The sequence below is a fragment of the Pseudomonas sp. BP6 genome (assembly GCF_017875935.1).
GTDB lineage: Bacteria > Pseudomonadota > Gammaproteobacteria > Pseudomonadales > Pseudomonadaceae > Aquipseudomonas > Aquipseudomonas putida_Y.
This window is the reverse complement of the sequence record NZ_JAGINI010000001.1, coordinates 1,017,708-1,042,938: the sequence shown is the minus strand read 5'-3', so window position 1 is coordinate 1,042,938 and position 25,231 is coordinate 1,017,708. Positions and strand designations below refer to the sequence as shown.

Sequence of the window (25,231 nt, the reverse complement as noted above, 5' to 3'; positions counted from 1 at the left end):
CCCTATACCGGCCTCGTCGCCCCCCGGTGCCCTTAGCCAGGGGCCGTGCCGGACAGAATGTTCTCTGGGTCATAGTTGTAGCGACAGCGTTCACCGTCCGGGGTCTCGACCCTGAGCAAACGGTTGAGCCCGTCATACGTCAGTACCCGACCCTGCTCATCACTGATCAGGTTGCCATTGCCGTCGTAATGCAAATCGATAGCCAACTGCGGATCGTATTTGACGATCTTGAACAACTCCTCCAGGTCGTGATCGACGTCATAGGTCTCCAGTAGCGCATCAGGCGGAATGATACGGCTCATTTGTGCCGGATCGCTATTCTTGAATTCGTACAAGGTCCGCTGCCACGACCCGTCCGGGCGGTAGGTGATCACCGAGAGGATGTTGTCCAGGCCATCGAAGCCGAATATCTGCCTGGCAATGGTTTGACCGGAGGGGTCCACGGGCGCTTCAGGGCCATCACAGGTGTATATCTGCAGCCGCCCGCGCCGATCGTACTGGTAAGTCTCATGCCGCAACAGCGTGGCCTGGCTTTCGTCGCTGCCCTTCGGGCGCTCTTTCAGAATGCGGGACTTCAAACAATCGAACTCATCATAGTCCTGTGCCAACGTTTGCAAGGTGTCACCAAAATCGAAGGTCCGCAGGATCTCCCTGTCGAATTCATCGTACTCGAGCAGAATTGCCAAAGCATTCCCGGTGCTTGCATCGGTGGTGGTAATGGACGCCATGCGTCCTTGGCGGTCATACCCGAACGTCGACTCCAGCAGCAGTTGCCCGGCAGGCGCACGCTGCAGCCGGTAGCGAGTCCTTTTGGGCTCAGGCGCGTGCAGCGTGGTTTTTTCCAGGCGCCCGACATCGTCGAAATCATAGAGCTGTGTCTGCCCCAGCACATCCACATAGGCACGCAAGCGACTGCAAAAACTGTAGTCGTAGGCCATGCTGAACACTTCACCATCCACCGTACGCGACTCGCGCTTGACCTCGCCGTTGCTCAGGAAATGGCTACGGTCCAATGTGTAACCGGAATTCTCGTCATCCCCAGGCTCTTCGCAATGGGTAAGCCTGGCATTTTTCAGGTCATACTCGTATTTCGCTTCCTTGCCGGAGAGGACCCGAAGGACGGGTTCTTCACCCAACGCTGGCCGGTACTGGTACTCGATCCGGGTACCATCCGGCGCCTCCACCCAATGCGGTTGCCGCTCACCTGGATCATATTCGAATGTCTGGGCTCGCCCTCCAGTGATGGCCACGGTTCGCCGCTCAAGGCCATCGAACACCTGTTCGCCCAACAACACGGCGGCGTTTTCGGTGTTACCCACCTTGATGCTGACCGGCAGGTCATTGCGACTGTGCCCGGCATAGGTGCGATAGACCGTGTTGACTCGATCTGCCAGGCGTTCCTCGCGGACACGGTCGAAAGCGTCGTAACGATACTCAACCACACGCTGGCCTGTACCGCTTCCTTGAGCTTCCCTGCTCAGCCGGCCAAGCCCATCGTAGTCATTGACCTGCAAGCTGATAGTGGTGCTTCCATCCAGGGCAAATCGCTCGATCCGCACCGGCTTCTCGAACAGGTTGTACCACGTCTCGTTGATGCCGCTGACCCGTGAGTGCTCCACCTCACGCCAGGCGCGATGCACCGGACCGTCCTTGCTCGCCACCTGGTCGATCTCCTCGACTTGAGTCGTGCCATCCGGATTCAGGACAGCGTACCTCTGGCCCCAGTCGTCGTAACTGATGTGGCTGGTCAATTCCAGCAAACCATCACCCAGCCAGTCGATTTCGGTTTCCTCGACCAGCTGGTCCAGTTCGTCGTAACGTGCGCGGTAGATAGGCCGCAAAGCACCAGCATACGTCGCGCTGTCCTTGTCTGCGCGCTCTTCGAAGATGGGTCGGCTGAGCCCGTCGAGCAGTGTGTGCGTCTCGACTTGCTTCACGTCATAGGCCCATTGCTGGGCCTGCTCGTTGTCGTATGCGCAGAGGAAGTACTTGTAATTGCGTTCCGCTTCGAAAGGCTTGCCTGGCGCCACGACCTCGCGTGTTACCCGACGCAAAGCGTCGTAGTAGTATCGGATTTCGACACCGTTGTCGTCCAGGTTGAGCAGCGGCTCGCCCGTTTCCAGGGAATGTCGCAAGGTGATGGTCTTGGACTCACCGTCAACACCCACCAGCTTTTCCAACGTCTGCAGTGCACGCTCATCGTCCGGCAGGGAGTAGCCATAATGGGTCAGGGTGTCGAACGGGCTGCCCCCATCGACACCGGGGTAACTGACGGTTTGCTGCCTGACTCGCCCATAGCTGAAGCGCTCGGCCGATTCTTCCTGGTAGAGCTTGCTGACTTTTTCCAGGAACGTACCAGGCGTGCTACCTGATTCGCTCAGGGTCTCGCTTTCCAGCAAGCGCCAGGGCTGCTTCAGGTAGCTACCCAACGGGGTCAGCGCCCGGTACTGGAACGCCTGGGTCAAGGTGGCAGCCGCCCCGTGTCCTGTCGCTGCGGGTTGCACGGTCCGGGTCTTCAGGTTGCGCACGAAACCGTGCTCATCACCCTCCTCCTCGGCCGAGTACCAGACATTGGTTTCCAGTACCTGATTCGGCAACAGGCGAGTCAACACGTTGCCGTGGCTGTCATAGCGGGTGACTCGCTTCTCTTCTCGCTGCCTGGTGGGGTTGCTGATCAGCGACCAACGCTGGGTTTCGTCATGGGGCAGCTGGAAATAAGGCTCCTGGCTCTCGAACGTGCCAGCCTTGTCAGCGTAACGGGTCAAGGCTTGCAACAGCTTGTCACCCTGAGCGGTGGCTTGCTCGGTGAGCAAATGGAAGCGGTTGAATGTACGCGTGATCGTACGCACCGGCTGCCTGCGCACTTCCTGTATCTGAAGTGACTGGTAGGTATAGTCCTCCGACACCTCATAGAGATTGTCCAGGCCCTCATCAGACCACGGGATGCTGCTGCCACCGCCGATGAAGTTGTGCGTGCCGGGGTACTCATACCGCACCACTTTCGCCGCCTGACCAAAGCGTGGATCCGTTTCATGGCGGGTAACCCGAGGCAGATTGTCACGTGCTGCGCTGCGTGGGAACTCATGCCCGGCGTCCTCGTAGAACACGCGCTCCACCCCACCATAGGGTGTTGTGCACTCACGTACGCACAAGTACCCCAACACGTCCTCATAAGTGAAGCGCCAGCGGGCCTGATTGGCCGTGGGCAGGATGATCTCACTGACCCGGTTGTCGCTTTCGCTCAACGTCATCGCATACCGGGCCAGCGGGCCACCATCATCACCACCGGAAGGGTAGCAAAGCAGTTCGACACGGCTGTTGTCGCTGCGTTGCAGCCTCAGCAGCACGTCACTTTCATCCTGGACCTCGCTCAGACGCATGTGACCCTTGCCGAAGGGCAGGTAACTCAGGTGCAACATGTGCCCCAGCGGTGAATGCAGCTCCACGGGCAAAGCGACTTCGCCCTCTCCCGAGCCCATCACTTGCAGCACCTCGACCAACCCTGAGCGGTGCTCCACGCGAAAACGTGCGGCCCCACCGGGCCCAGGGGGATCCTCATACAGATCGAACTGCCGCAGCTTCTGTTCTTTCATTTCCAGCCGCCCGGTAACCGAAGACTTACCAGTAATCTTGTACGTTTCACCACTGCTCAGCGTCACGATGTGCTTGCGTACTTGTGTCAGTTGCAGGTTCCAGCCCTTGCCGAATCCGGAGTCCTCGCCATTCAAAGGGCTGTAGAACAACGCCAGCTCGAAACCTGGGCCTTGCAAATCATTGCCTTGCAGTTCAGGCAGCCTGATCGACACGGTGTATTGCCCGGTGCGAGGATCAACGCCGCTTTCAATATAGGAAGAAAAGTTAAAGGCATTGGAATGCACTGAAGTGGATGTGCTCATCAGTTAGCTCCATCAAAATATCAAAGGCACTTACGGGGCAACTAGGGATTGGGCTGGGTCAAGGCTGGATAGATCTGTACACAAGACAGCTTGCCTTCGATATGACCTTTAATATATCCGTTAGTATCAAGCATCATTCCCGGCACCACGATCGAGCCATTAAGGAACCCCTGCAGGTCTGGGATACCCACCCAGGTCGTGGTGGCGGGTTCTTTTATTGCAGCGACGATAAATATCCAGTCCCAATGTTTACAGTCTTTATCCGCGGACAATTTCACAAGTGTCGATGAGGGGATATTATTGAACCTGAAGAAGCTAACGACATCATTACCACATGCGGTATCTGACATATTTTCGGTAACGGGCTTGTCCACTTCCACTGCAATCGAACACTGCTTGCCACCGGGCATCTGCGGGGCGTCCATTTTCTGTGCGAACATTATCGTACCCTTAGGAGGCACAGGTGCTGCCTGACCCAGCCCCTGATAGCCGATAAACAAACCGGTCAGAAGGGTTACCATGCAATAACGTTTCATGCGCTTGCTCCTTGTTCGTGATTGCTCAGCCGGATGATCGAACCGTCACTGGCCGTCGGTCGCGCGGGCACACTGTGGACCAGGACGTTACGATCGCCGATGGTGTCAGGGGCCAGATAATCGATTTGGACCAGATGCAGATTGCCTTGAGCATCGCGCAATTGCACACGTAACGGTTTGGACAATTTTTTGAAGGCAGGCCTGGAACAGATCGAGCCGAACACTACTCTGTAGTTACGGAAGTTCGCAATTGTCAGAGGTCCGGCTTCATACTGCGTGCTCACCTCCCGCGCAAAAGCGCCTTCCCATAATATTTCCTTCAAGCTGGGATCGAACGAGACGAACTTAGGCTCTTTCTCGCCATAGGCCTGAAAAATGTACCCGGTATAACTGAAAAAACTTTCGGCCATATAACTACTTTCCCAACGCACCATTGAGGTATTCACATCCTTGTCGTTATCACTTTCGCTGGCCTTGACGAATTCGGCCGTGTAGAAGGTCCCGCCGCGGTAGTCCAACACCCAGTAATCGTCTGTCACCGGGTGCAGGTCAAAATCTTCGTGCTCCGGGTCTGCCCCACCGGAGTCACCGCCGCCCCCCGCCACTCGCTTGCGAACCAACGTGTAGTCTGTGGGTTTGTAGGCGGCCGGCGTGTGTACCTTGACCTCGATTTGGGCATTCTGATGGGGGGTGTCATTCGAGTAGAAAAACCGCCCGCTCTTTGCCTGGAAACCGGCGTAAAAAACTTCCGAGAAAGTGGTTCCGCGGCGGTGCAAGAACAGCTGCAGGCGGATGGTTCGGTCCTCCGCACCTCGTGGCGCTGCGGGCTGCGGTCCGTGCCCTTCAGTCGCCATGAGACTTTCATTGGCTCGGATGAAATCGTTCGGCTTCAGGTTTGTGCGCCAGACATTGCCAGAGCCCGAGTCAATCCCGTCCCCGCACAGAAAAGGAATTTTCATCCCCGACCTGTCGTACAGCGCGATGGAGGCTATCTCGTCCAGACACAGTTTGTAGTCCTGGCCATTCGCCTGCATGGTTTCGACGGTGACCTCGAGTTCCAGTTGCTGGTAACCATTGGAACCCACAGTGCCGGTCACACCGTCAGGGCTCTTGCCGACCGTGAGGGTAAAGCGCTGCAGATCCACCCAGCCGCTGACTGCTTTGACCGCGGTCTCTTTCACCACGCTGTAGCCCGCCGCGAACACGACACCGTTGCGCACCACTTCACAGGTCACTACGTTGGGTTGCGAAACAGCAAGCTCAGAAGCCCGGAAATGGCCCGATGGAGAGACGCTGCCCGGCCCTGCCAGCATCCGCCAACGCCGCGCTTCGTTGGGCATGATACGGTTCACCTCGCTCAGCTGGGTGGCCTCACCGTGGCCGACCCTGGGTACGAAAGGTGGGTCAACCGAAACCAGTGGCTGGCTGTTCACCAGGACAAGCGCGTTGTAGCCCTTTGCCGTTGAACTGGCCTGCAATTGTTGCACGCCCAGAATCCGCCGACCGGCTTGCTGATCAGGCACAAAGCGCGCGCGCCCATTGCCCAGGCTGGCTATCTGGCCCAGCGGCTGCCCGAGCATTTCAAAGCTGACGTTGCCTTTACCTGCATTCCACAGGTCGATCCCGTTCGCACTCTCTTGCGGGCGATATGCGCCGAAGGAAGGCATCGCCAGCACCGGCTCGGAGATCACCAGCACGCGGGCTGCGGCATGGTAAGTCTCCTCACCCTGCTTGTATTCAGCTTTGATGATGAATGTCTGCACTTCTTGCCCGATCACTTCCGGTGACGGGGCCGTGAAAAGGCCATTTCCATCGATCGAACCATGCCCTGCGTCATCATGGCTTTGCGGGTTGATCACCGACCAGGCGCTGGCAGTGATTACCTGATCCTTGCCGTCGTACAGCCGGAACTGCTGCGTCTTGCCGGCCGTCACCACGGTGCCCAAGGTCGGTTTCACCGTCAGCTGCGTGCGCAACGGGTCGATATTGCCGAACATGACGCGGTCCAGCGGCGTACTGTCCACCTTCTTGACAAAGGCATTGAGCTCAGGGAACAGCAGTCGGGCGAGCAGCTCCAGGCCGTCGTCGGAGGCATGGCCAAGCATGTCCTTGTTCAGCACCAGCGTTGCCGAGTAATCGCCGTCGGGCAACAGATACGGGTAGCTTGTGCCTGGCGGCTGACCATCGACCAGGCTATCGCGCAGGCGGATGAACACCAGCACTGCGCCATCGCCGTAGTTGACGGCATCGCGTACTCGCGCACCAGGTGCCGCCTGGGTGCGCAGGATGAAGCCTGTAGGTGTCAGCGGGCCATAACCGGAAAAGTCCACGGTGCCCAGCTCGAACCTGGCGCAACGGCCAGGCATCTCGCCCATCCAGGCTTGCAGTGCGTCGATCAGTTGCTGAGCAAGCTCGGGTTTATCGTCGAACAGGTTGCTGCTGAACCGCCCCCCCTTGGCAAGGTTGAGCGCAACGAGGCCGTACGGGTGAACCTCACCGCGCACGGTCTCCAGGTCGACCTCCATCTGCAGCCAGTACCCCGACGCCTCGGTGATCTCGACGCTGCTGACCAACTTGCCACTGTTGTTCACCGTACCTTTGATGATGTTCATGGTCAGGGTTGCTTTGGCATCGCTCGTCGACGCATTGCTGAACGACAGCAACGGCGTACCGAACTCCAGCGCCTTAACGCTCACGGCCTCCTTCACCCCCACGCCTGCGAACGTGTGACTGAAAGGCGGGAGGTAGCGGTTTTCCTTGAAACGCGTCAGGTATTGCTGCTCCAGCAAGCGGTTGAGCCGGTCACGGCTGTAGGCAGCAACCGCCCCCCAGCCTAGCGTTACTGAGCCCTTTTTCATGAGCTCGAGCAGTTCTTCCAGTGAATTGGACATGGTCTCAGCCTCCAATGGATGGTGATGTGGCCACACGCAGGCCTGTCGGGCTGGCAGCGCGCCGTGCGGCGTCGAAGTGCAAGGAAAGGGGCAGCGGCAGAATGAGGTGGCCTTCGAGGATGAAGACAGAACCTGGAATCGCCCATTTGGCGGTAATCAGCGCGAAACGGGCATCGGCGTCGGCAGCTGCAGGGGAATAGCGGCCAGTGGCCTCATCGATCTCGCCAGTCCCTGCAATAGGCAATGCCCACTGGGTGTCTGGCTGGCCTACACCCTCGAAAATACCCGTCAACTGCAGGTCGCCATCGGGCAACTGCTCGACGTCGATCACCAGTTCAGGCCGCCGCTGGCGTACCAGCACATAGATTGAACGCGACTCGCTGGTCTCCCGGTTCTGTACCCTGACCTGATCGAGCACGTAGGCCACGTTGGCATCCACCTTGCTGCCTGCGGTATAGGTACAACGCCGGCCATCGCCCTGCGCGACGACCGAGCCCCGTCCTTCTTCGCCCTCGTCGACCACAGACCAGTCAAGGTCTCCGGTCAGCGCACCCGCCGTGAGGGTCAGTGTGTCGTCGAAGTAGCAGACCCGGATCAGTGGATTGACCGTCAATGTCGCGGGCGCCACAGAGGCCATGCTGCTGGCCTGCTTGTTGGTACCCGGGTCGGTGGCGATGATCCGGACCCGCACGGGTTCCTCCGCCATGGCGTGCGCAGGCGGCGCCCGGTATTCACCGCTGGCGGGGTCGATACGCCCCAGATCACCGACAGTGCCTGGCAAAGCCTCCAGGGACCATGTCAGCCCTTCACGCGGCGGTTCAACGCTGAACGTATGCCGCTGCCCGGGTGCCAGCGTCACGGGGCGATCGACGATGCGCATGCCGGCCGTGCCATAGCCGCTGGCGAACACAGCCATTCCATCGGGTAACTGGAAGTCGAACGGTACAAGGCGCTTGCCGTCTACCAACGACAGACCGCCCATCACCTGTTCCGGGATCATGGCGGTCAACTCCCTGGCCAGCCCTTCAAGTACCGCCTGCTTGATCAGGAAGGCGACAAACGCATAAATCTCCTCTCGCAGTGCCGGTGGCGTGTCGCTGGGCAGGCCACTGACCTCCATCACTTCGGCCGCCTGCCACGGCCACAAAACCTGCCCTAGCAACATACAGCCAGCGCTTTCCTCAGGTGATGCAGGCGCATTCAGGGTGAACACGGTTTGCAGGTCGAACTGGAACGTTGCCGTTCGACTGTAAAGGGGACCTGTTGGCTTGGGCTTGTAGGTGAACGTCAGCGTGCAATAGGACTTCCAGTGCTGGCGGACCTCATCGTGTTCAAAGGTGACACTCAGAAGGGGCTGGAAATCCGCCAGGGCAGCCCGCCCCTGATCGCCGGCCGGCGCCCCTGCGTCCACGGCAATTTTGAAACCCTCGCAGGCAAACTGATACTTGTCGCTCTCGTAAGTGCTGGGGTACACCTCCAACAGCCCGGCCGTGGCATCCAGCCGCTGCAAGTTATTGTCTTCATCGAACCGGGCATCGAACGCGCCACCCTCGAGCATCTGCGCCAGGCCCGTGGCGTAAGCTGCACGGTGCAGGAAGCGCGATGTCAGCAACAGTGCGCTGTCGACCGGTTGCGCAAGATCATCGGGGAGCAGGAACGGGTAATCGGACTGCTCACTGGGCAGGTTGCCCACAGAGCCATTGTTGATACCCGCGAATATCACCAGTGCGGACTTGCCGTCGGCTTTGCTGACGTGGGTGCGTACTTCACTGTGCCGAACCGCCAGGTAGGGGTTGCCAGACAGCGCCTTGAAGTCCACCAAGGGATAGACCTGCCGGGCGCTGCCCAACCCGCTGAGCACTTCCTTGAAGAATCGCCCGGCGGTCAGTGGCGAACCACCGCCCAGGTCCAGCTCGGTATCCGTGCCTTCACGCAGGTCGGCGCTTACACCCTGGGCATCGGTGCTCAGCAGCAGTGTCTGAGTGACCGGCAACGGGTCGAGCAGGTCATGAACCGACAGGCTCAGCAGCCCCTCGGTCTTGTCCATGACCAGATGGCTCCCGCCTTCCAAGGCCAGGCTTTGCCGGACCTTGGGTGACGCGTAGTTCGCTTGCATATCCACCAGTGCGGGCGGCCCCATGCGGTAGCCCGTCAGGATGTGGGTGACATCGGAATTTGGCATGGCGATCTCACCTTCGATATCGCCCAGGGCACTGTCTGGTTGGCTGCAATGTGCCAACGTGAGCAGGTCGTTGATGGCCTCGGGACGCGTGGCGAACGTCAGGTCCCAGTTCAGGTGCTTGTGGTTATGCTTCATCCAGGCCGTGATGACCGAGAGGTAATTGGTAGGCATGATGTGGCCCCGCTCAACTGGAGTGCTGAAAGGTATGGGTTTAGGTGAACGCCGGTTGACTACCTGCGCGTTGCCCGTTGCGCTGCCTGCTCAAGGGCCTGATAGGCTTGACTGTGCTGCCCCAGCGGCAGCGGCAGCACGATGAAGCCCTCGAGCGTGATGGGTAAGTCGGGGGAAAGCCTCCAGACGGCGCTAACCACGCAGAAATGTGCGGGGCTTGCGGCGTCGGCCTGGTAGTAAGGCTTGCCGTCTTCATCGATATCGATCTGCCCCGGGCCATGCACCACCGTCAACTGGTCGACACCTGACACCCCGCTGAAATGGATCGACAGCCAGACCCTGGCGTGTTGTTCATCGCGCTTGTCCACCACCACATCAGAGGGACGTTTCAGGGTCATCTGGGTAACGATGCACAGCGTCCGGTGCTCATCGGTCAAGTTGTTACGGACCTCGACTTCTTCGACGATGAATGACTTGTCGGGCAGGTTCTCGCCGGGGACATAGCGATTGGCCGTGCCCGATTCCTGCGCCAGCCTGCCATGGGGGGAAGCGCCGAGGATGCGCCATTGCAGCGGTCCTTCAACAACACTGTCCGCCTTGAGGCTGACACCCTCATCGCCCACCTGGCAGACCGACAGCAATGGGCTGACCTGCAGCGCGTTCTTGACCACGGTGAGCAGGGCCGAGCTGGCAAAGCCTGAGCCTGGATCAGTGGCAGTGACACGCACCCGGGTAAATTCACCTTCGATGCCCGCGGCCCCGGGCGCCAGATACAGGCCATGGGTGTGCTGGTCGAAATGGCCCGGGTCATCCGTGGAGCCCTCTACCGACTCGGCCGACCAGGTTACGTTGGCTTGCGCCGGGACGGTGGCAAGCTGCAACGTGCTGCCGTGGGTCAAGACTTTTTCCAGAGGGGTGACGGCGAAGGTGGTCAGCTGTGGAGCGACGATGCCAAAACAGGCAATGTCGCGGGGCATGTGCCGCTCACCTGCGAGTATCGCGCCACCAAAGTTCAGCTTGATGGTCTTATCGATCAATTCCTCCATGTACAGGTCTGAACGAAGGTCCTTGGCGAGTGCGGCTCTTGCTGCGGCAAGGGGGCCGCGATCGGAAGCCAGTGAGGCAAAGGAAACATTTGGCACTGCAACCCCCCACAGTACATGGAAAAGGCTCAACGCCCTGATCTGATCTTCGTAGGGGTCACCTTCAAATTTAAAGGAACCGTCCTCTTTGGGGTATATATAGTGCTTATACTCCTCAAGTTTCAACGTAGCGCCTTGCAGGTCTTGTATCTGCCAGCTAGCCGTTATTTTCACATCGATTTCAGCATGCCAGAGCCCCACGCACGCGTGCCCCCACGTCCAGGAATGCGGCGTGGCGACGATTTCTTCATATCGGGTAAAATCCGCAGTGGCTGTATGAACGGTGACCAGTTCCATGGCCACACGGTCCCCTGACACCCGAAACTTCAGCACATCCTTGAGCGGCAGCTCATCGGTAATGAGGTCGAGGTACGCCCGACAATCAACACTACCGCGCAAGTTTTGCTCATGGTAAGGGTGAACAGAACTTTCTGTCTCTGAGGGTATTACACCTGCAATGGCAGTCGCTGTCAGATCACCGTTTTCTGCACGTTCAAATTTAAATTCAACATTAATGAAAAATTCCAACGGCAGTTTGCTTAACACGGTAGCCAACGCGACCCAGGCTTTATCAAGCAGTACCGTCGCCGAGTAATCACCGTTGTCATCGGGAATCAAGTAACGGTATTCCGGGCCAGGCATATTCTGCGGCCCGTTACTGGGCCCCATGGCGACCAGCCCCACGAGCGCACCGTCCACGTCATCGGCGTCATCGCTCTCCATCGGGGCCAGGGCGACCGAGGGGTTACGCTGGGTACGCAGGATGAACGACTCGGGCCGCATCAGGTCATTTTCGCCATGTTCGATGCTGCCGAATGACCAGACGCGTTGATGGTCCGGCAACCCGCGGAACAGCTCCTTGAAGAAGTCCCCCCCCAGCTCGCGAACGCGCCTGGAATCCGAGAAGGTCACCACAAAGTCATCACTGTTGTGCAAGTCCAGCGTCAACGCGCCATTGTCGGCGACATAGCCAGGCACGTCGGACAGTTCCAGCCGCAGACGCAGCTCTGGCCCGACCAGTGGCTCTATCCGATCGATCCGCTGTGGGTACCAATGGTCCCCTACCTGCTTCAACCCTACCTGGTTGCCGCCGAGTATTTTCATACGCAGGCTGGCACGCGAACCGGTGATATCGGCATTATCGAATGACAACCGCGGGTGATCCAGAACAAAGTTCTGCATATAAACCTTGTAACCATTGTCCGGCGCCGTCTCACCGTTGATAGGGTCAAGGTAAGAGCTGGTCTTGAAGCGCCGTATATATTCCTGGGTCAACAAAGTGTCCGCCTTGTCCTTCTGGATAGCGAAAATCGTATTCCACCCCAACATCCGGTAGTCAGACTGCAACCACTCCAGCAAATCCTGTTTCGAATTGCTCGACATAAATCACCTCACATTTACACACACGCAGGCGCGTCTGTTTAAGAAACCAGCTTAAGATCAACGATTGGAAATGCCCGCCAGGTTTCGCCGTCATCAAAACTTGCAGATACGCTCAACCTGAAATCTCTGCCCAATTCCAGGTTTCCGAGAAACTGTTTGGGCAGATAGGCTTCAATAACGCCATCAGAATATTCGTCGTATGTCACCGCCTCGGTGGGGGGACGCAGAATATGCGTGACATCCTGGCCAGATTTCGAACGGCCTAGCGCCTCGATACCCAGCAATTGCCCTTCTGCCATGAACGTCCAAAAAGTCAGCGTGCACAAAGCGCCATCCACTGGAACTTCGTGCAGTTTCAATTCCCGGTTCTCGGCACCTTTGACCTGAAGTATCGGGTAGCTGCGCTGATCGAAATCGCTTACCCGCAGCTCGAACTTTTCTGATGTGCGTGGCGGTTCACCGGCGCGGGTGACGGTGTAGTACACCCACAGACGTCTACCCAGATTGGCGGCCATGGCCGACCGCGGCACCGTGAACAGGCGTGTGTCACCAGTGGACGGCCGGGGAATGATGGCCGCCCCCGTGCTGCCGTGCCCTTCCCAATGTAGGTTGACGGTCAGCGCCGGCTCCTCGCCATCACCCAGCTCGGCCTCAGCCGGGATTCGCACTTCGGCGCCAGACTCCAACTTGCTCGGATGGACCACGCCCTGGTACGACGCGTCACCGTCTTCCTGCGTGGCGTCCGGGATTATCGGTAAAGGCAGGTAAAGCTTGCGCTGCAAGACCAGATCCAGCACTTGGGAGCGCATCTGCACGCCCTGACGCGAAAACTCATAGCTGAACGCGAACCGCTTGCCGCGGTTGACCTCGCTCTGCAGCCACTCCCGCTCCAGGTGGAAGGTCAAGCGTTTGCTGTCCACCGAACTCGCATCCACACGCAGGCTGCGCAGCGTCACCTCCGGCCCTACGGCATAGAGCACCAGCGAATCGCCCAATTCCAGCTCCGGATAGGGGTCCACCTCCACCAGAAGGCCGGCGCGATAAGTTTCGTCATCAGGATCCAGCGCGCCATCCGTCGCCCCGGGGATACGTGGCGCCGCCAGCAAAGGTGCCGGCGGTGGGTCGCCGGCGGCGGGCGAAACGATGTCGAAGCGCTGCACTGGCGACCGGCTGCTGGTGCCATCGGCGAATTCGATGCGATAGTGCAAAAAGGCGAACCCGCCGATATACATGAAGACCACGCCGATATCCAGGTGCCACAGCAGTGGTCGGCCAGGATCAGACTCCTGCACTTCCAGTACTTGCTCGAACGGCTCACCTGGCAAGGACTCGGTGAACCAGGGCTCCCAACTCAGGAAAACCTTGTCACCCTTGGCCATGGCGGCATAGGGCGCTGTTGCCAGCAATATGCCTTCAGGTTTGAGCAGGTTGACGTCGATCACCCCCTCATGAGCATCTTGCAAGTGGGCGACCGGCAAAGCCCATATGCCTTCAGCGGGCCGGTCAACGAAGAAGAAACGACGCTTGGACTCAGGCCCCACAGGATTGCCGGCGTTGTCCAGACGCGTGAACGAATAGAACACCTGGCCACCGCGCAAGGCGGTGACGAGTGCGTTATCGATCAGGATCTCCCCGCGGCCGGCATCCAGGCTCAATACTTCGCGTTCGCCAAAGAGGTCCTCGGCACTGTTGTCGGCCTTGCACCCCCGCCAGTTGATATATACCAGGTCGTGCTCGGCAATGCCGGGATAGCTAATCCAAGTCATCAGATCGGCACTGCCAAGCGCGTCCAGGTCGACAGAGTTCATACGTTCATTAAGGTGTGAAACATCTGGCATGTCCATGTATGAATATCTCCGCCTTGCACATGTCCGATTCGAGAGTTGGCATAGATATAACACCGCCCCGGAACCTGAACACCTAGCAAAACTGACAGGTGTCAACACACGAAACTTCCACTACTGTCGACACGTATTCGGCACGCGCAACCCCTGACTTACAGCGCCCGCCCCCTGACAAGCAGAGTGAGAACGTTCATTATGAGTACGGAATCTTCACTGCATTCCAACGCCCTTAACTTCATGAGTTTCATGGAAAGCGGTGTCGACAGCCGCACCGGACAATACACACTGTCCATCAAACTTCCCGAGTTGGGCGCCAATTACTTCTCCGGCCCCGAGCTTGAACTCAGCCTAAACTTCAACCCGCTCAATACGATTGATTCGGGTTGGGGGCGGGGATGGAATCTGTCACTGACGCAGTTCGCACCGCATACACAGGTCATCACCACGTACAGCGGTGAATCATTCAAAGTGACCGGTAGTTCGGGTTCACGCTTGCAAATGCAGGAGCAACGGCTGGCGCACTTTCACTTCTACCGCGAACCTGCCGGGCCAGGCGGCAACGCGCGCTATCGCGTGGTGCACCGTTCAGGCCTGGTGGAAATCCTCGAAGAAATGGGTAGCGCGATCGGGCGTATCGCCCTGCCCGTGGAGATCTACTCGGCCACGGGGCACAGGATCGACCTCCAGTACCAACCGTTCAACTCGTCTTACATGATGCTCAGCTCGATCAGCGACGAGCGTGAGATCCTGTTGGAAATCGAACGCAACGATGGCCGTATCGAATTGCGCGAGCGGCCTTATCAGGGTGACAACGGCCAGCCCGTTGCCCTTTATGCGATGAACCTGATCAACACGGACTGGGTCACATCGATTGTTCTGCCAACCCGTGAGCTGGCCAGTTGGCGCCTGGAGTACCGCCTGGTGAACGGGCTGTTGTGCGTGAGCAAGGTCGAGCCACCTACCGGTGCCCGTGAATATCTCTATTACCAGGACCGTGGCCATCTGTTCCCCGGTGACGCCCGGCCAGCCCTGCCGCGCGTGACCCGGCACGTCATCGAACCGCGCGGTGGCCAACCTGCGTTCCAGCGAACCTATACCTACCCGGGCTCGAACAACTTTCTGGGTTACGGCGCCGGGATCGGTTGGTCTGACAATGGGCTGGACAACCTGTACGAGTCGAAACGGTACGACTTTGAGTATCAAACGGTCGAAACCTTGCGCGACGAGGACGGAACGGCACTGCGCGACATCACCCGCACCTTCAACCGCTTCCATCTGCTGACCTCGACCAGAACCGTGCAGAACAACTGCGTACATGAAGTCACCAAGCAGTACAACATCAAGGACGCCCCCTTCGATCAACAGGTGTCGACCCTGCAAATGCCGATCAGGGAACAGACACGCTGGTCGCTGGCGGACAACATCACGCGCAGCCGCCTTGAAACCGTCGAAACCACCTACGATACATCGGGCAACATCATCTGGCGCAAACTCGCCAACGGCGTGACCGAGACCCAAGAGTGGTATGGCACGCAAGCGGAAGATGGCTACCCCGGTGATGCCAATGGTTTCGTTCGTCACCTGAAGAGCAAAACCACCACCCCGGCGAGCAGCGGCCGGGGGCAAGCCCCTGTTCTCACTCAGCACTACCGCTACAAGGCGCTGGCGCCACTGGCAGGCAACGCCATCACCCTCAACCCCATGATTGTCGAGCACAGTGAAACACTGACGCATGCGCACGATCCGGCGCACCCCCTGGAAGAGAAAACTTACTATTACCTCGACGCCCCCAAGTCCAGCCTGCGGCATGGCCGCCGCTATCAGGAGGTGGTCAAGCGCAACAAGCTGGAAACCACCACCCAGTACCAGTTCAATTCACTGCTAGACCCTCTGGCCGGCCATCAGGTACTGGAGACCCGCAAGACCCTCTTTGGTTACGACGGCGCACAACGGTCCACCGTTCAACGGCGCTCGCTGCTGCATGGCGAGAAGCTCTACGAACTCAACGAGAACGGGGTTCACACACAATGGGCGTACGACGCCCTGCGCCGAGTCACCGAGGAAAGGGTTTCGCCAGAGACACCGTTCGAGGCCAAAAAACGCTACGACTACGAACTCTGTGCCAGCGATGCCGACATTGCCCGCGCCCGAGTCACCAACGCTCGCGGCATCACCACCGAAACCGAGCTGGACGGCCTCGGACGGCCGACACGTGAGAGCCGTGACAACGTGCTCGAGGCGAGGCCGGGCGCTTTCTACGAAATCCTGGCCATCCAGTACGATGCCTACGGCAACCGGGTACAGGAGAGCGTTACCGACTGGCTGCAAGCCCAGCAGTACCTGCACCTGGTAACAAAAACGCGGTACGACGACTGGGGCGAGCAATGCTGCACCATCGGCCCGGATGACGTGGAGCAGCACAACGTACTGGACCCGATCGGCAACGCCAATCACCAGGGCGCCATTCGCTACAGCTGGCGCGAAGGCGGGAGACTGGAATCCCGAACCCAGGTGCAGAACCGCAACGGCAGGAACGTCCGATCCACCCGCCAGGCACGGGCCATCAGTGGCAAGACCGAGACCTGGCTCAACCTGTTCAACAAGCCGGTACTGCGCAAGCGCCTGGATGCGCTGGGGGAGCTGATTGGCGAACGCCGCTACAGCTATGACGGCCTCGGACGCACGCTCACCGAAACGGATGAGCGCAACCACACCACTGCATTCAGCTACGACGCCTGGGGCCGGATGCTCACGACCGAGCAACCGAATAAAACCCTGCTCACCCGCACCTACGCCGAACACTCTGCCGAAGACCTGCCGACCCGCCTGGTGGTGACCCCGGCGAATGTGCAGTTGCCCGCCCGCCAGATCGGTGCGCAGTACTTCGACGGCCTGGACCGCCTGATAGGTACCACCACTGGTGACCGGACGGAGTACTTCCTGTTCCGCGACGGTGAATCGATACCGCGCCAACGCATCAACCCCGCTGGCGAGACCATCGAGCTGGACTACAACCTGCAGCTGACCAATGAGCCGATCAGCAACACCGCACCCGAGGACCACGCCAGCTTCGCCTACGACCCTGTCAGCGCCCGATTGCTGAGCGACGACAACCGGCAATGCGCGCGGCGCTTCGAATACAACAAAGCCAACCAGCTGACCGCCGAACATTGGGAGAACAAGCGCGACGGCAAGACCTGGAGCCGTATTCATAGCAGCACCTTGCAGGATCGTCTGAAGAACACCCACGAACCCTATGGTGAAGACACCACCCATGAATACGACGCCCAGGGCCGCCTGGTCTCAACACTTCAGGGGCAGCTGCAGGCCGAGTTCAAATACGATGATCTGGGCCGCATAGAACTCATCACAAGCCATGACCGAGCCAGCGCACAGGCCCTGGAAACCGAGATCGAGTACGACGACCAGGACCGTGAAGTCAAACGCACCTGGCGTCAGCCCGGACAGCCAGAACGCACGCAGGAAACCGTCTGGGACAAGGATGACCTCCTGCTCAGCCGCACCCTGCAGGTCGGCGGAGTATCGCGACTGGTCGAAAAGTTCGGTTACGACAGCCATGCACGCCTGAACATGTACAACTGCACAGGGCCGGACCAACCTCGCGATGCGCTGGGCCGCAGCATCGCCATGCAGGTGTTCAACTTCGATGCCTACAACAACATCGAGTTGACCGTCACTTCCTTCACAGGTGGGCCGGCCGCTGAACGCGCCACTTTCATTCATGCCGAACGCGACCCCTGCCAGCTGCAGCGTATCGAGTACACACCGCCGCGCACCGAGCCCGATCCTGAGTTCAGCTATGATGCCAATGGCAACCTGACCCGAGACGAGCAAGCCCGGCCGATTCGCTACGACAGCCAGAACCGGTTGCTGGGCCTTAACGACAGCGGCGCCCCGGACACCTATGGCTACGACGCAGGCGGCTTGCTGGTCAGCAGGCCCGAGGCCGGCGAGCGCACGCTGCTGCTGCATGACGGCCAGCGTTTGCGCATGGCCGTGCGTGACAGCCTGCAAACCCTGTACCTGCATCATGACGAACAAGCGCTGGGCCAGCAGCAGAAAGGCAGTGGTGCGCAATCACCTCTGCTGCTGCACACCAGTGCCAGCCACAGCGTGATCGCCGAGAGCCAGGCCGGCAGCACGCGCGCCGTCCGTTATACCGCCTATGGCGAGCAGCACGCCGACGATCCACTGCTCGGCACCCTGGGCTACAACGGCGAAGCGCTCGATCCCGACAGCGGCTGGTACCTGCTCGGTAGCGGCTACCGCGCCTACAACCCGGTGCTGATGCGCTTTCACAGCCCTGACGCACTCAGCCCCTTCGGCGCGGGGGGGCTGAACTACTACGGCTATTGCCAAGGCAACCCGATAACCTTCCGCGACCCGACCGGGCATTACAGCATCGGCTATAGCGGGCAGAGCCGATCGCTGGAAGATCTGCAGAGGCACAGAATCTCGCCGCGCGTGGTCTTGGGGGCGATCGGCTGGATCGGCATGGGCCTGGGCATGCTCTTCGCCGCCATCGCCACGGTGGCGGCCGTCGTGGTGACGGGGGGCGTAGCTGCGCCGGCAATGGCGGCTGCCTGGTCAGCCGCCGGTGGCGGCATCAGTGGCACGGGTGCGGCACTTTCGGCAGGCGTCGGGGCGATTGCCAGCGTATCGCTCGCCACCGGCATCAAGTTGGCGGCCACGGTGACAGCAGCCACGTTGTCAGTCGCCGGTACGACGCTACAAACGGAAGGGATACTTTCGGGGCATGAAACGCGGAACAATATTGGGACAATCCTGAATTACTCGGCAGCTATCTTAGGGCTTGCGGTGGGCGCGATGCAGTTGGTTGCAAAAATACCAAATATTGCATGGCGCGCTGGCAGTTATACAGTCACAACGATCACCGATGACCCTCTAATAAACAGCGGGAAAACCCTATCCGAAATAAAAATGGCAAGGCAAATCATCCACCCAAGAAGCCCCGTCCCAGTCTCAAAAACCAAGCATTTCTTCCCCACAGCCGAGGATATACCAGTCGGCCGTAAAATATATTTACCGTATACAGAAATCAGACACTAAATAACCCGAAGCAACTAACACGAAACACGTCACTGCAGTTCAACACCTCATGTAGTCATATTTGTTGGAGACAACAATGAAACCACTAACGTTCAGCACGCAGCAAACTGACCGTGCCACCAAAGCCCGGCGCAAGTATCTGAAGTTGCAAGATGCCCCTGTCAAGACAGCGCCGTTACCGGTGACCGCCCCCAATGTCCAAGGCATCATCGACAGTGACGATGGCACGCTGCACAAAGACCGCTTGAAAACTGACCTGACCGTCGAGATCCCCGCATGGTCTGACCTGCCACCGGGCAGTGATCCAAATGACTACTCGACGTTACAACTGCAGTTCACCTTGACTGGCGCCGAAAATACCTTCAGGGCCATTGGCCCTGTCGAAAAGTTTCTCCCGCCCCTCGTGCCAGGAGACTTTCCGTTAGCACTGGCTTTTCCCCAGGCGTCCATTCCACGCAATGGCAAACTGTGGATTCGCTACGAACTCATCGACCACAAGGGTGACCAATATGTTTCGCACCCTATCGAGCTGATCTGCGACAGCGTTCCACCCTGGGGGGATGAGCCTGCTCCCCCGCTGACCGCGCCTACGGACATCATCAACGAAGCCTACCTGACCAACCACCGGGCCGGCATTGAACTGGGTATACCTGAGTACCCGGAACGTGCATCCAAAGATACCTACCAGGCGTTCTATCTGAAGGAATGGCCTGAAGAAAATGCAGATTACGATAACCCTGTCGTCGATGGCACCGTCACAGACGACCGCAAGATAACCATTCCGGCAGATGTGGTACGCAGCCTGGGTGATGGCAGGTTCTACATCGTCTACTACCTGTTCGACAAAGCCCAGAACCGCAGTCGCATCCGGTTACCGGCGACGGTCGATGTGGTGCTCACACCAGAGCCCAAGGACCTGCTGCCGCCAGAGGTGCCGCTAGCGGCAGATGACGGCGTACTGAGCCTGAAAGATGCACAGGCGGGTGTGCAGGTGGACATACCGGCTTACACCAATTACCGCAAAGAGGACAAGATCGCGATCAAGTGGGGCACGTCGCCCCTGATCGTCGAACAGGTAGGCTCACGCCCATTCCCTGTTTCGATACCCGTACCCAGCGATATCTTGCGTAACGAATACGGCAAGGCTCCCGGGGAGGTAGCGACACCTGTCAGCTATCAGGTGCTACGTGGCCACGCCGCCTACGGACCGGCGGCCGATGACTTCGCTGTCGACTTTTCCGTTGCTGGCCCGGAACGCCCTGATCCCGACCCCGACTGGCCGGACCCGGTCAACGACAAGATGCTCGCCCCCACAATCACCAGTTTCAGCGGCGATACGAACCTCATTCCCCCGGCCGACCGTGGCAAAGACGCCACGCTGACCTTCACGGTATTCGAGGGCGCCGCTGCCCCCCAGGTAGTGGACTTCTACTGGGACGGCACGCAGGTGACCCCGGCACGCTGGGTTGTCGATGAGGCACCCGGTGCCGACAAGTCCGTCACGATTCCGTGGAGTTATATCGAGGCTGCAGGTAACAAGTTGGGGCTGCCTGTGCATTACACCGTGAGGGGCGACGAAAACGCGCTCAATGAACAGGAGTCGCTTCCACAGTTCGTAGAGGTATCGGCCATCGACATGACGCCCGACGATCTCGAGTTCCTGGGTTTAACGGACCGGCTCTGGCTGAGTTGCCAATCCCTCTGGGACCCTGATGACCCCTCCGCCGCCCCGGCGATCAGGGTGCAGGTACCGCCCTGCAGCCGCTTCAACGTGCCGCCAAACACCACCATGACACTGAAGTGGGTGGTGTATGACCAAATTGTGGATGGCAACCTGATCGATGGCGTAGAGAAAACCTGGACTGTGACCTTGAACGCCGAGCAGATCGCGAACGGTTTCGTCACGCGAGTCGAGCCGTACGATCAGCACATCAAGCCCATCTATGACGCCGCGCCGTCGGGCGGGCGGGCCGAAGTGAGCTACGTCATCAACACGCAGCCACCCATTACCTCCAATACCACGGCCAACAAGATCAGCGTCGCCGATCAGGGTACGGGGGGCTCGTGTGACCTGAGCCAACCTTGAGCAAGCCTCGGCAGCGGCGTTGGCAATCGTCCGCTGCCGATCCACTTGCAGGAATTTTCCATTTAAGAGTAGGAATTTCCTTACATTTTTTGCGACTTAACGCGCTTAGCCTCGCGGTATGCGGATTGTTCTCCAACGAAAAGCAGAACGGTCTTACAAAAATTTGTTCACTTCGAGGTTTTCCCTGAATGCCGAGCCGCCTTTTTCACACCCTTCGCCACTGTTCACCACCCGCCCATCTCGTGCTGGCAGGCCCGCTGTTTTTCGCCAGTGCCTGCTGGGCAGAAACCCTCATAGATGCCGATACTCAGCTGGATGCCGGCAGCACACTCGACAGCTACCGGGTGATCGGCCCAGCCGTTCTGACAGCCACCGGGGCGACGACGTTACAGATCGCCGCCCAGGCGGGCGCCACCGTGAACCTGTCGGATAGCCAGGTCACCGCTGAATCGAATGGCAATGGCCTGGCGCTCAATGGTGCCAGTGCCACCGTACACCGCTCGACCATCCGCAGTGACGCCCGTGGCCTGGCGCTGAGTGCTGCAGGGGCGGGTAACGGCTCGCGCGCCTTGATCAACGACAGCATGATCGAAGGCGGCGTACAAGGCGCGACCATCAATGCCAGTTCTGCCGAACTGCAGCGCAGCGAACTACGCGGCACGGGCGCCAGCAGCGAGGGCGCACGACTGGTTGCCGGCACCCTGATTGCCAGGGACGGCAGCACCATCAGCGGCGGCAATTATGGCGCGCGCATTCTTGAGGACGACGGCCGCGGCTCTACGCTGGTGGTCGACAACAGCCTGATCGAGGGACGCAACGGGCCAGCGATCGCCGTCGGCCGAGGGGCCGGCTTTGCAGCATCGGCGCAGATCGACGTCATCAACGGTGCCAGCCTCAATGGCGGTAACGGCGTGCTGCTGCAGGTGGCGGAGGATGCTGCCGCCAACCTGCGTGTCAACAACAGCCACCTGGTGGGCGATATCGTCGCCGCCAACGGCGGCACCGCCAACGTGCTGCTGGAAAACTTCGCCACCCTCAAAGGCCGGCTGGATAACGTTGCAAGCCTGGGAATCAACAGCGGCGGCGAATGGACCCTGGTCGACAACAGCCAGGTGACCGACCTGTCTCTGGATAACGGTGCCGTGCGCTTCGGCGGGCCAGGCGAATTCTTTACCCTTTCCGTAGAAAACCTCACCGGCAACGGCACCTTCATCATGGAAGCCGATTTCAGCACCTCGCAGTCGGACTTTCTCGACGTGACGGGCACCGCCAGCGGCAACCACCAGTTGCTGATCAGCGCCAGCGGCAACGATCCGCTGACAGACAACAGCCTGCATGTGGTACATGCCGCTGCTGGCGATTCACAATTCTCGCTGCTGGGTGGCTCCGTGGACCTGGGAGCCTATTCCTACGACCTGGTGCAACGCGGCGACAACGACTGGTACCTGGACGCGACCACCCGTACGGTCAGCCCCGGCACACAAACGGTGATGGCCTTGGCCAACGTCGTGCCGACCATCTGGTACGGCGAGCTCGGCGTGCTGCGCAGCCGCATGGGCGACTTGCGCCGCAACCCTGGCAAGGCCGGTGGCTGGGTACGCAGCTACGGTAACCGGTTCAATGTCTCGGCGACGTCTGGCGCGGCGTACCAGCAACAGCAACAAGGCCTGTCGATCGGCGCAGATGCGCCCCTGGCAGCTGACGACGGCAACTGGCTGGTGGGGATCACGGCCGGCTACAGCAATTCCGACCTGAATCTCGCTCGCGGCTCGTCGGCCAGCGTCGACAGCTACCACGCCGGTGCCTACGCCACCTGGCTCGATCCCGAAAGCGGCTATTACATCGACACCGTGGCGCGCATCAACCGTTTCCGCAACCAGGCCGACGTGCGCCTGAGTGACGGCAGCAAGACCAAGGGTGACTACAGCAACCTGGGTGCTGGCGTTTCGCTGGAGGTGGGGCGTCATCTGAACCTGGCCGACGACTGGTTCCTCGAACCGTTCGCTCAACTGTCCGGGCTCGTGGTCCAGGGCAAGGACTACAGCCTGGACAATGGCATGCGCGCCAACAGCAACAGTACCCACTCGCTGCTGGGCAAAGTGGGTACCTCGGTCGGGCGCACCTTCAGCGCGGGCACAGGCCGTAGCGTGCAACCCTACCTGCGGGTGGCGGCAGTTCATGAGTTCGTCAACGACAACCAGGTGAAGGTCAACGACAACCGCTTCGGCAACAACCTGGCCGGTTCGCGTGGTGAACTCGGTGCAGGGGTGGCGGTCGCCTGGGGCGAAAAATGGCAGGCCCACGCCGACTTCGACTATAGCCATGGCAGCAAGCTTGAACAGCCATGGGGCGTGAGCGTCGGCGTCCGTTACAACTGGTGAAAAAACGAGGGAAGGCCAATGCGCCTTCCCTTTTGCATTCATGCGTGACACATGGAGAAGGACGATGACACAGAACAAGCGCTCCGGTAACCGCAGAACTCCAACCCCTGAACTGGACTCGGCCCCTCTTGTCCATCCAACCGTACCAAGCGTGGTGCCCGATGTTGAAGGGGGGAGACCCAACACGGTCGAGTTCCGGGCAACCTATTCCCCCCTGCGGGTAGAGTTCCACCCCTGGGCAAATTCGCACCCGGAAATAGATGAGGAATACCTTTTCCTCTACTGGAATGACGTACTGGTCGACAAGAAGACCTTCAGCAAGCCTATCGAACCTGAAGAGCTGTTCATATTGGTACCGGTCGACAAGCTTATTGAAGGCACGCACCGCCTGCACTACGCAGTCACGCTGTACAACGATACCCATGTGTCTTCACGGCCACTGGATATCTACATCGACAAGACCGCGCCGCTGCTCCCCACAGATGATCGATTGATGCTTCCCGACTACGTTATTCGCGAAGGTGTCACCGAGGAGTACCTCGCGGCCAACGGCGACAAGCTCGCCTGCACAGTCCCCTCGTACATTGGTGCGGAGCCAGGCGATGTCGTGAAGTGGTTTTACAGCGAAAACGGTGCCGGGCAGGAAATGGTCGACATGATGACATTGACCCAGGAGCACATCGAAACACTGGGCCCGCGAGGCACCAGCAAACCGCTCGAGCTGACCTTCCCGGGCGCTTTCATTCGCCAGTCCGGCAACGGCATGCGTTACGTGCGTTATGAAGTGCAGGACCGCGCTGGCACACAGCCCCAGCGTGCGCTAGCGGTCGCGTTGGAGTCCGACCCTTCCCCACCACCACGCGAATTGCCACCGCCACACATCAAGGAGGCGAAGGGCAGCGATTACTACAGCACGCTGGAACCTGGCAATGCATCCGACGGCGTCACATTCGTCATACCCGACGATGCAGACATCAGGCCGAATGAGACTGTCACCGTATTCTGGGGCCAACCTGGGACGCTCGGCGGTTACTCCACCAACACGCCCATATCGCCAGGCGCACTTGAATACCTGATCCCCAGCCTATATGTGCCGCCGCACATGAACGGCCGGGTGGAACTGTATTACCAAATCGACAAGCCTGACGTGCCCCCCTCGCCTTCGCACTATGTCACGGTGCGGAAAATCGAAGGACTGCCAATCGTGCAGTGCAGTGATATCCGCAACCGCGCACTGAACCTGCGCACACTGGGCGAAAGCACCACCTTTACCCTGGAAAGCTGGCCGTTCCGGCATACGTCGCAATTCGTCAACGCCTGGATCGACGGGGTGGAAAGCGGCAACGTCACTCGGGAAATCAGGCTGCCGATTGCCACCGCGCTGCCTGTACCCAGCGAAACGGGCGTTATGGTGCTGGGTACCGTCACGAAAACCGAACTGTTGAGGCTGGCAATCAACTATCAGTTCCGGGTGTCGGTTGAAGTGTCGTTCGACGATAAGCTGAGCTGGTTGAAATTTCCCGATGCGGCAGCCCAACTGGAAGACAAGCCGTAGCCCGATGCAAAAAAAAAACGCCACCCGAAAGAGTGGCGTTTTTTGCAGTTGAAGCCAAATGTCGGGATGACCA

General features: G+C 59.4%; 10 protein-coding genes. 4 read left to right on the top strand and 6 right to left on the bottom strand.

The window, feature by feature from the left end; genetic code table 11:
• Positions 1-32: 32 nt before the first annotated feature.
• The 6 genes from J3A98_RS04675 to J3A98_RS04650 are packed head-to-tail and all read right to left on the bottom strand — an operon-like array spanning position 33 to position 14,045.
• On the bottom strand, positions 33-3,896 hold the full coding sequence (locus J3A98_RS04675; RefSeq protein ID WP_209964380.1) for an RHS repeat domain-containing protein: 3,864 nt from the start codon (positions 3,894-3,896) through the stop codon (positions 33-35).
• Between the two features lie 41 nt (positions 3,897-3,937).
• A complete protein-coding gene (locus J3A98_RS04670) occupies positions 3,938-4,432 on the bottom strand; it encodes a hypothetical protein (protein ID WP_209964375.1) in 495 nt (164 codons plus the stop codon).
• Positions 4,429-7,323: a hypothetical protein gene (locus J3A98_RS04665; RefSeq protein WP_209964372.1), complete on the bottom strand. Its 2,895-nt coding sequence runs from the start codon at positions 7,321-7,323 to the stop codon at positions 4,429-4,431. Before J3A98_RS04665 ends, J3A98_RS04670 begins: the two co-directional genes overlap by 4 nt.
• A 4-nt stretch (positions 7,324-7,327) precedes the next feature.
• Positions 7,328-9,676 (bottom strand): hypothetical protein, encoded by a 2,349-nt coding sequence (locus J3A98_RS04660; RefSeq protein WP_209964369.1) that lies wholly within the window; start codon positions 9,674-9,676, stop codon positions 7,328-7,330.
• Positions 9,677-9,735: 59 nt separating this feature from the next.
• A complete protein-coding gene (locus J3A98_RS04655) occupies positions 9,736-12,201 on the bottom strand; it encodes a hypothetical protein (protein WP_209964366.1) in 2,466 nt (821 codons plus the stop codon).
• Between the two features lie 38 nt (positions 12,202-12,239).
• Positions 12,240-14,045: a hypothetical protein gene (locus tag J3A98_RS04650; RefSeq protein WP_209964363.1), complete on the bottom strand. Its 1,806-nt coding sequence runs from the start codon at positions 14,043-14,045 to the stop codon at positions 12,240-12,242.
• A 195-nt stretch (positions 14,046-14,240) separates the two neighbouring features.
• Between J3A98_RS04650 and J3A98_RS04645 the strand changes: the two genes are divergently transcribed.
• From J3A98_RS04645 to J3A98_RS04630, 4 genes are all read left to right on the top strand, one after another.
• A complete protein-coding gene (locus tag J3A98_RS04645) occupies positions 14,241-19,136 on the top strand; it encodes an RHS repeat-associated core domain-containing protein (RefSeq protein ID WP_209964359.1) in 4,896 nt (1,631 codons plus the stop codon).
• Positions 19,137-19,212: 76 nt separating this feature from the next.
• Positions 19,213-21,222, top strand: coding sequence for a hypothetical protein (locus J3A98_RS04640; RefSeq protein WP_209964355.1), 2,010 nt, complete (start codon positions 19,213-19,215; stop codon positions 21,220-21,222).
• 188 nt (positions 21,223-21,410) lie between these two features.
• Entirely contained in the window at positions 21,411-23,603 is a 2,193-nt protein-coding gene (locus J3A98_RS04635; protein WP_209964352.1) for an autotransporter outer membrane beta-barrel domain-containing protein, read from the top strand.
• A 64-nt stretch (positions 23,604-23,667) separates the two neighbouring features.
• Positions 23,668-25,158 (top strand): hypothetical protein, encoded by a 1,491-nt coding sequence (locus J3A98_RS04630; RefSeq protein WP_245354942.1) that lies wholly within the window; start codon positions 23,668-23,670, stop codon positions 25,156-25,158.
• Positions 25,159-25,231 lie beyond the last annotated feature (73 nt).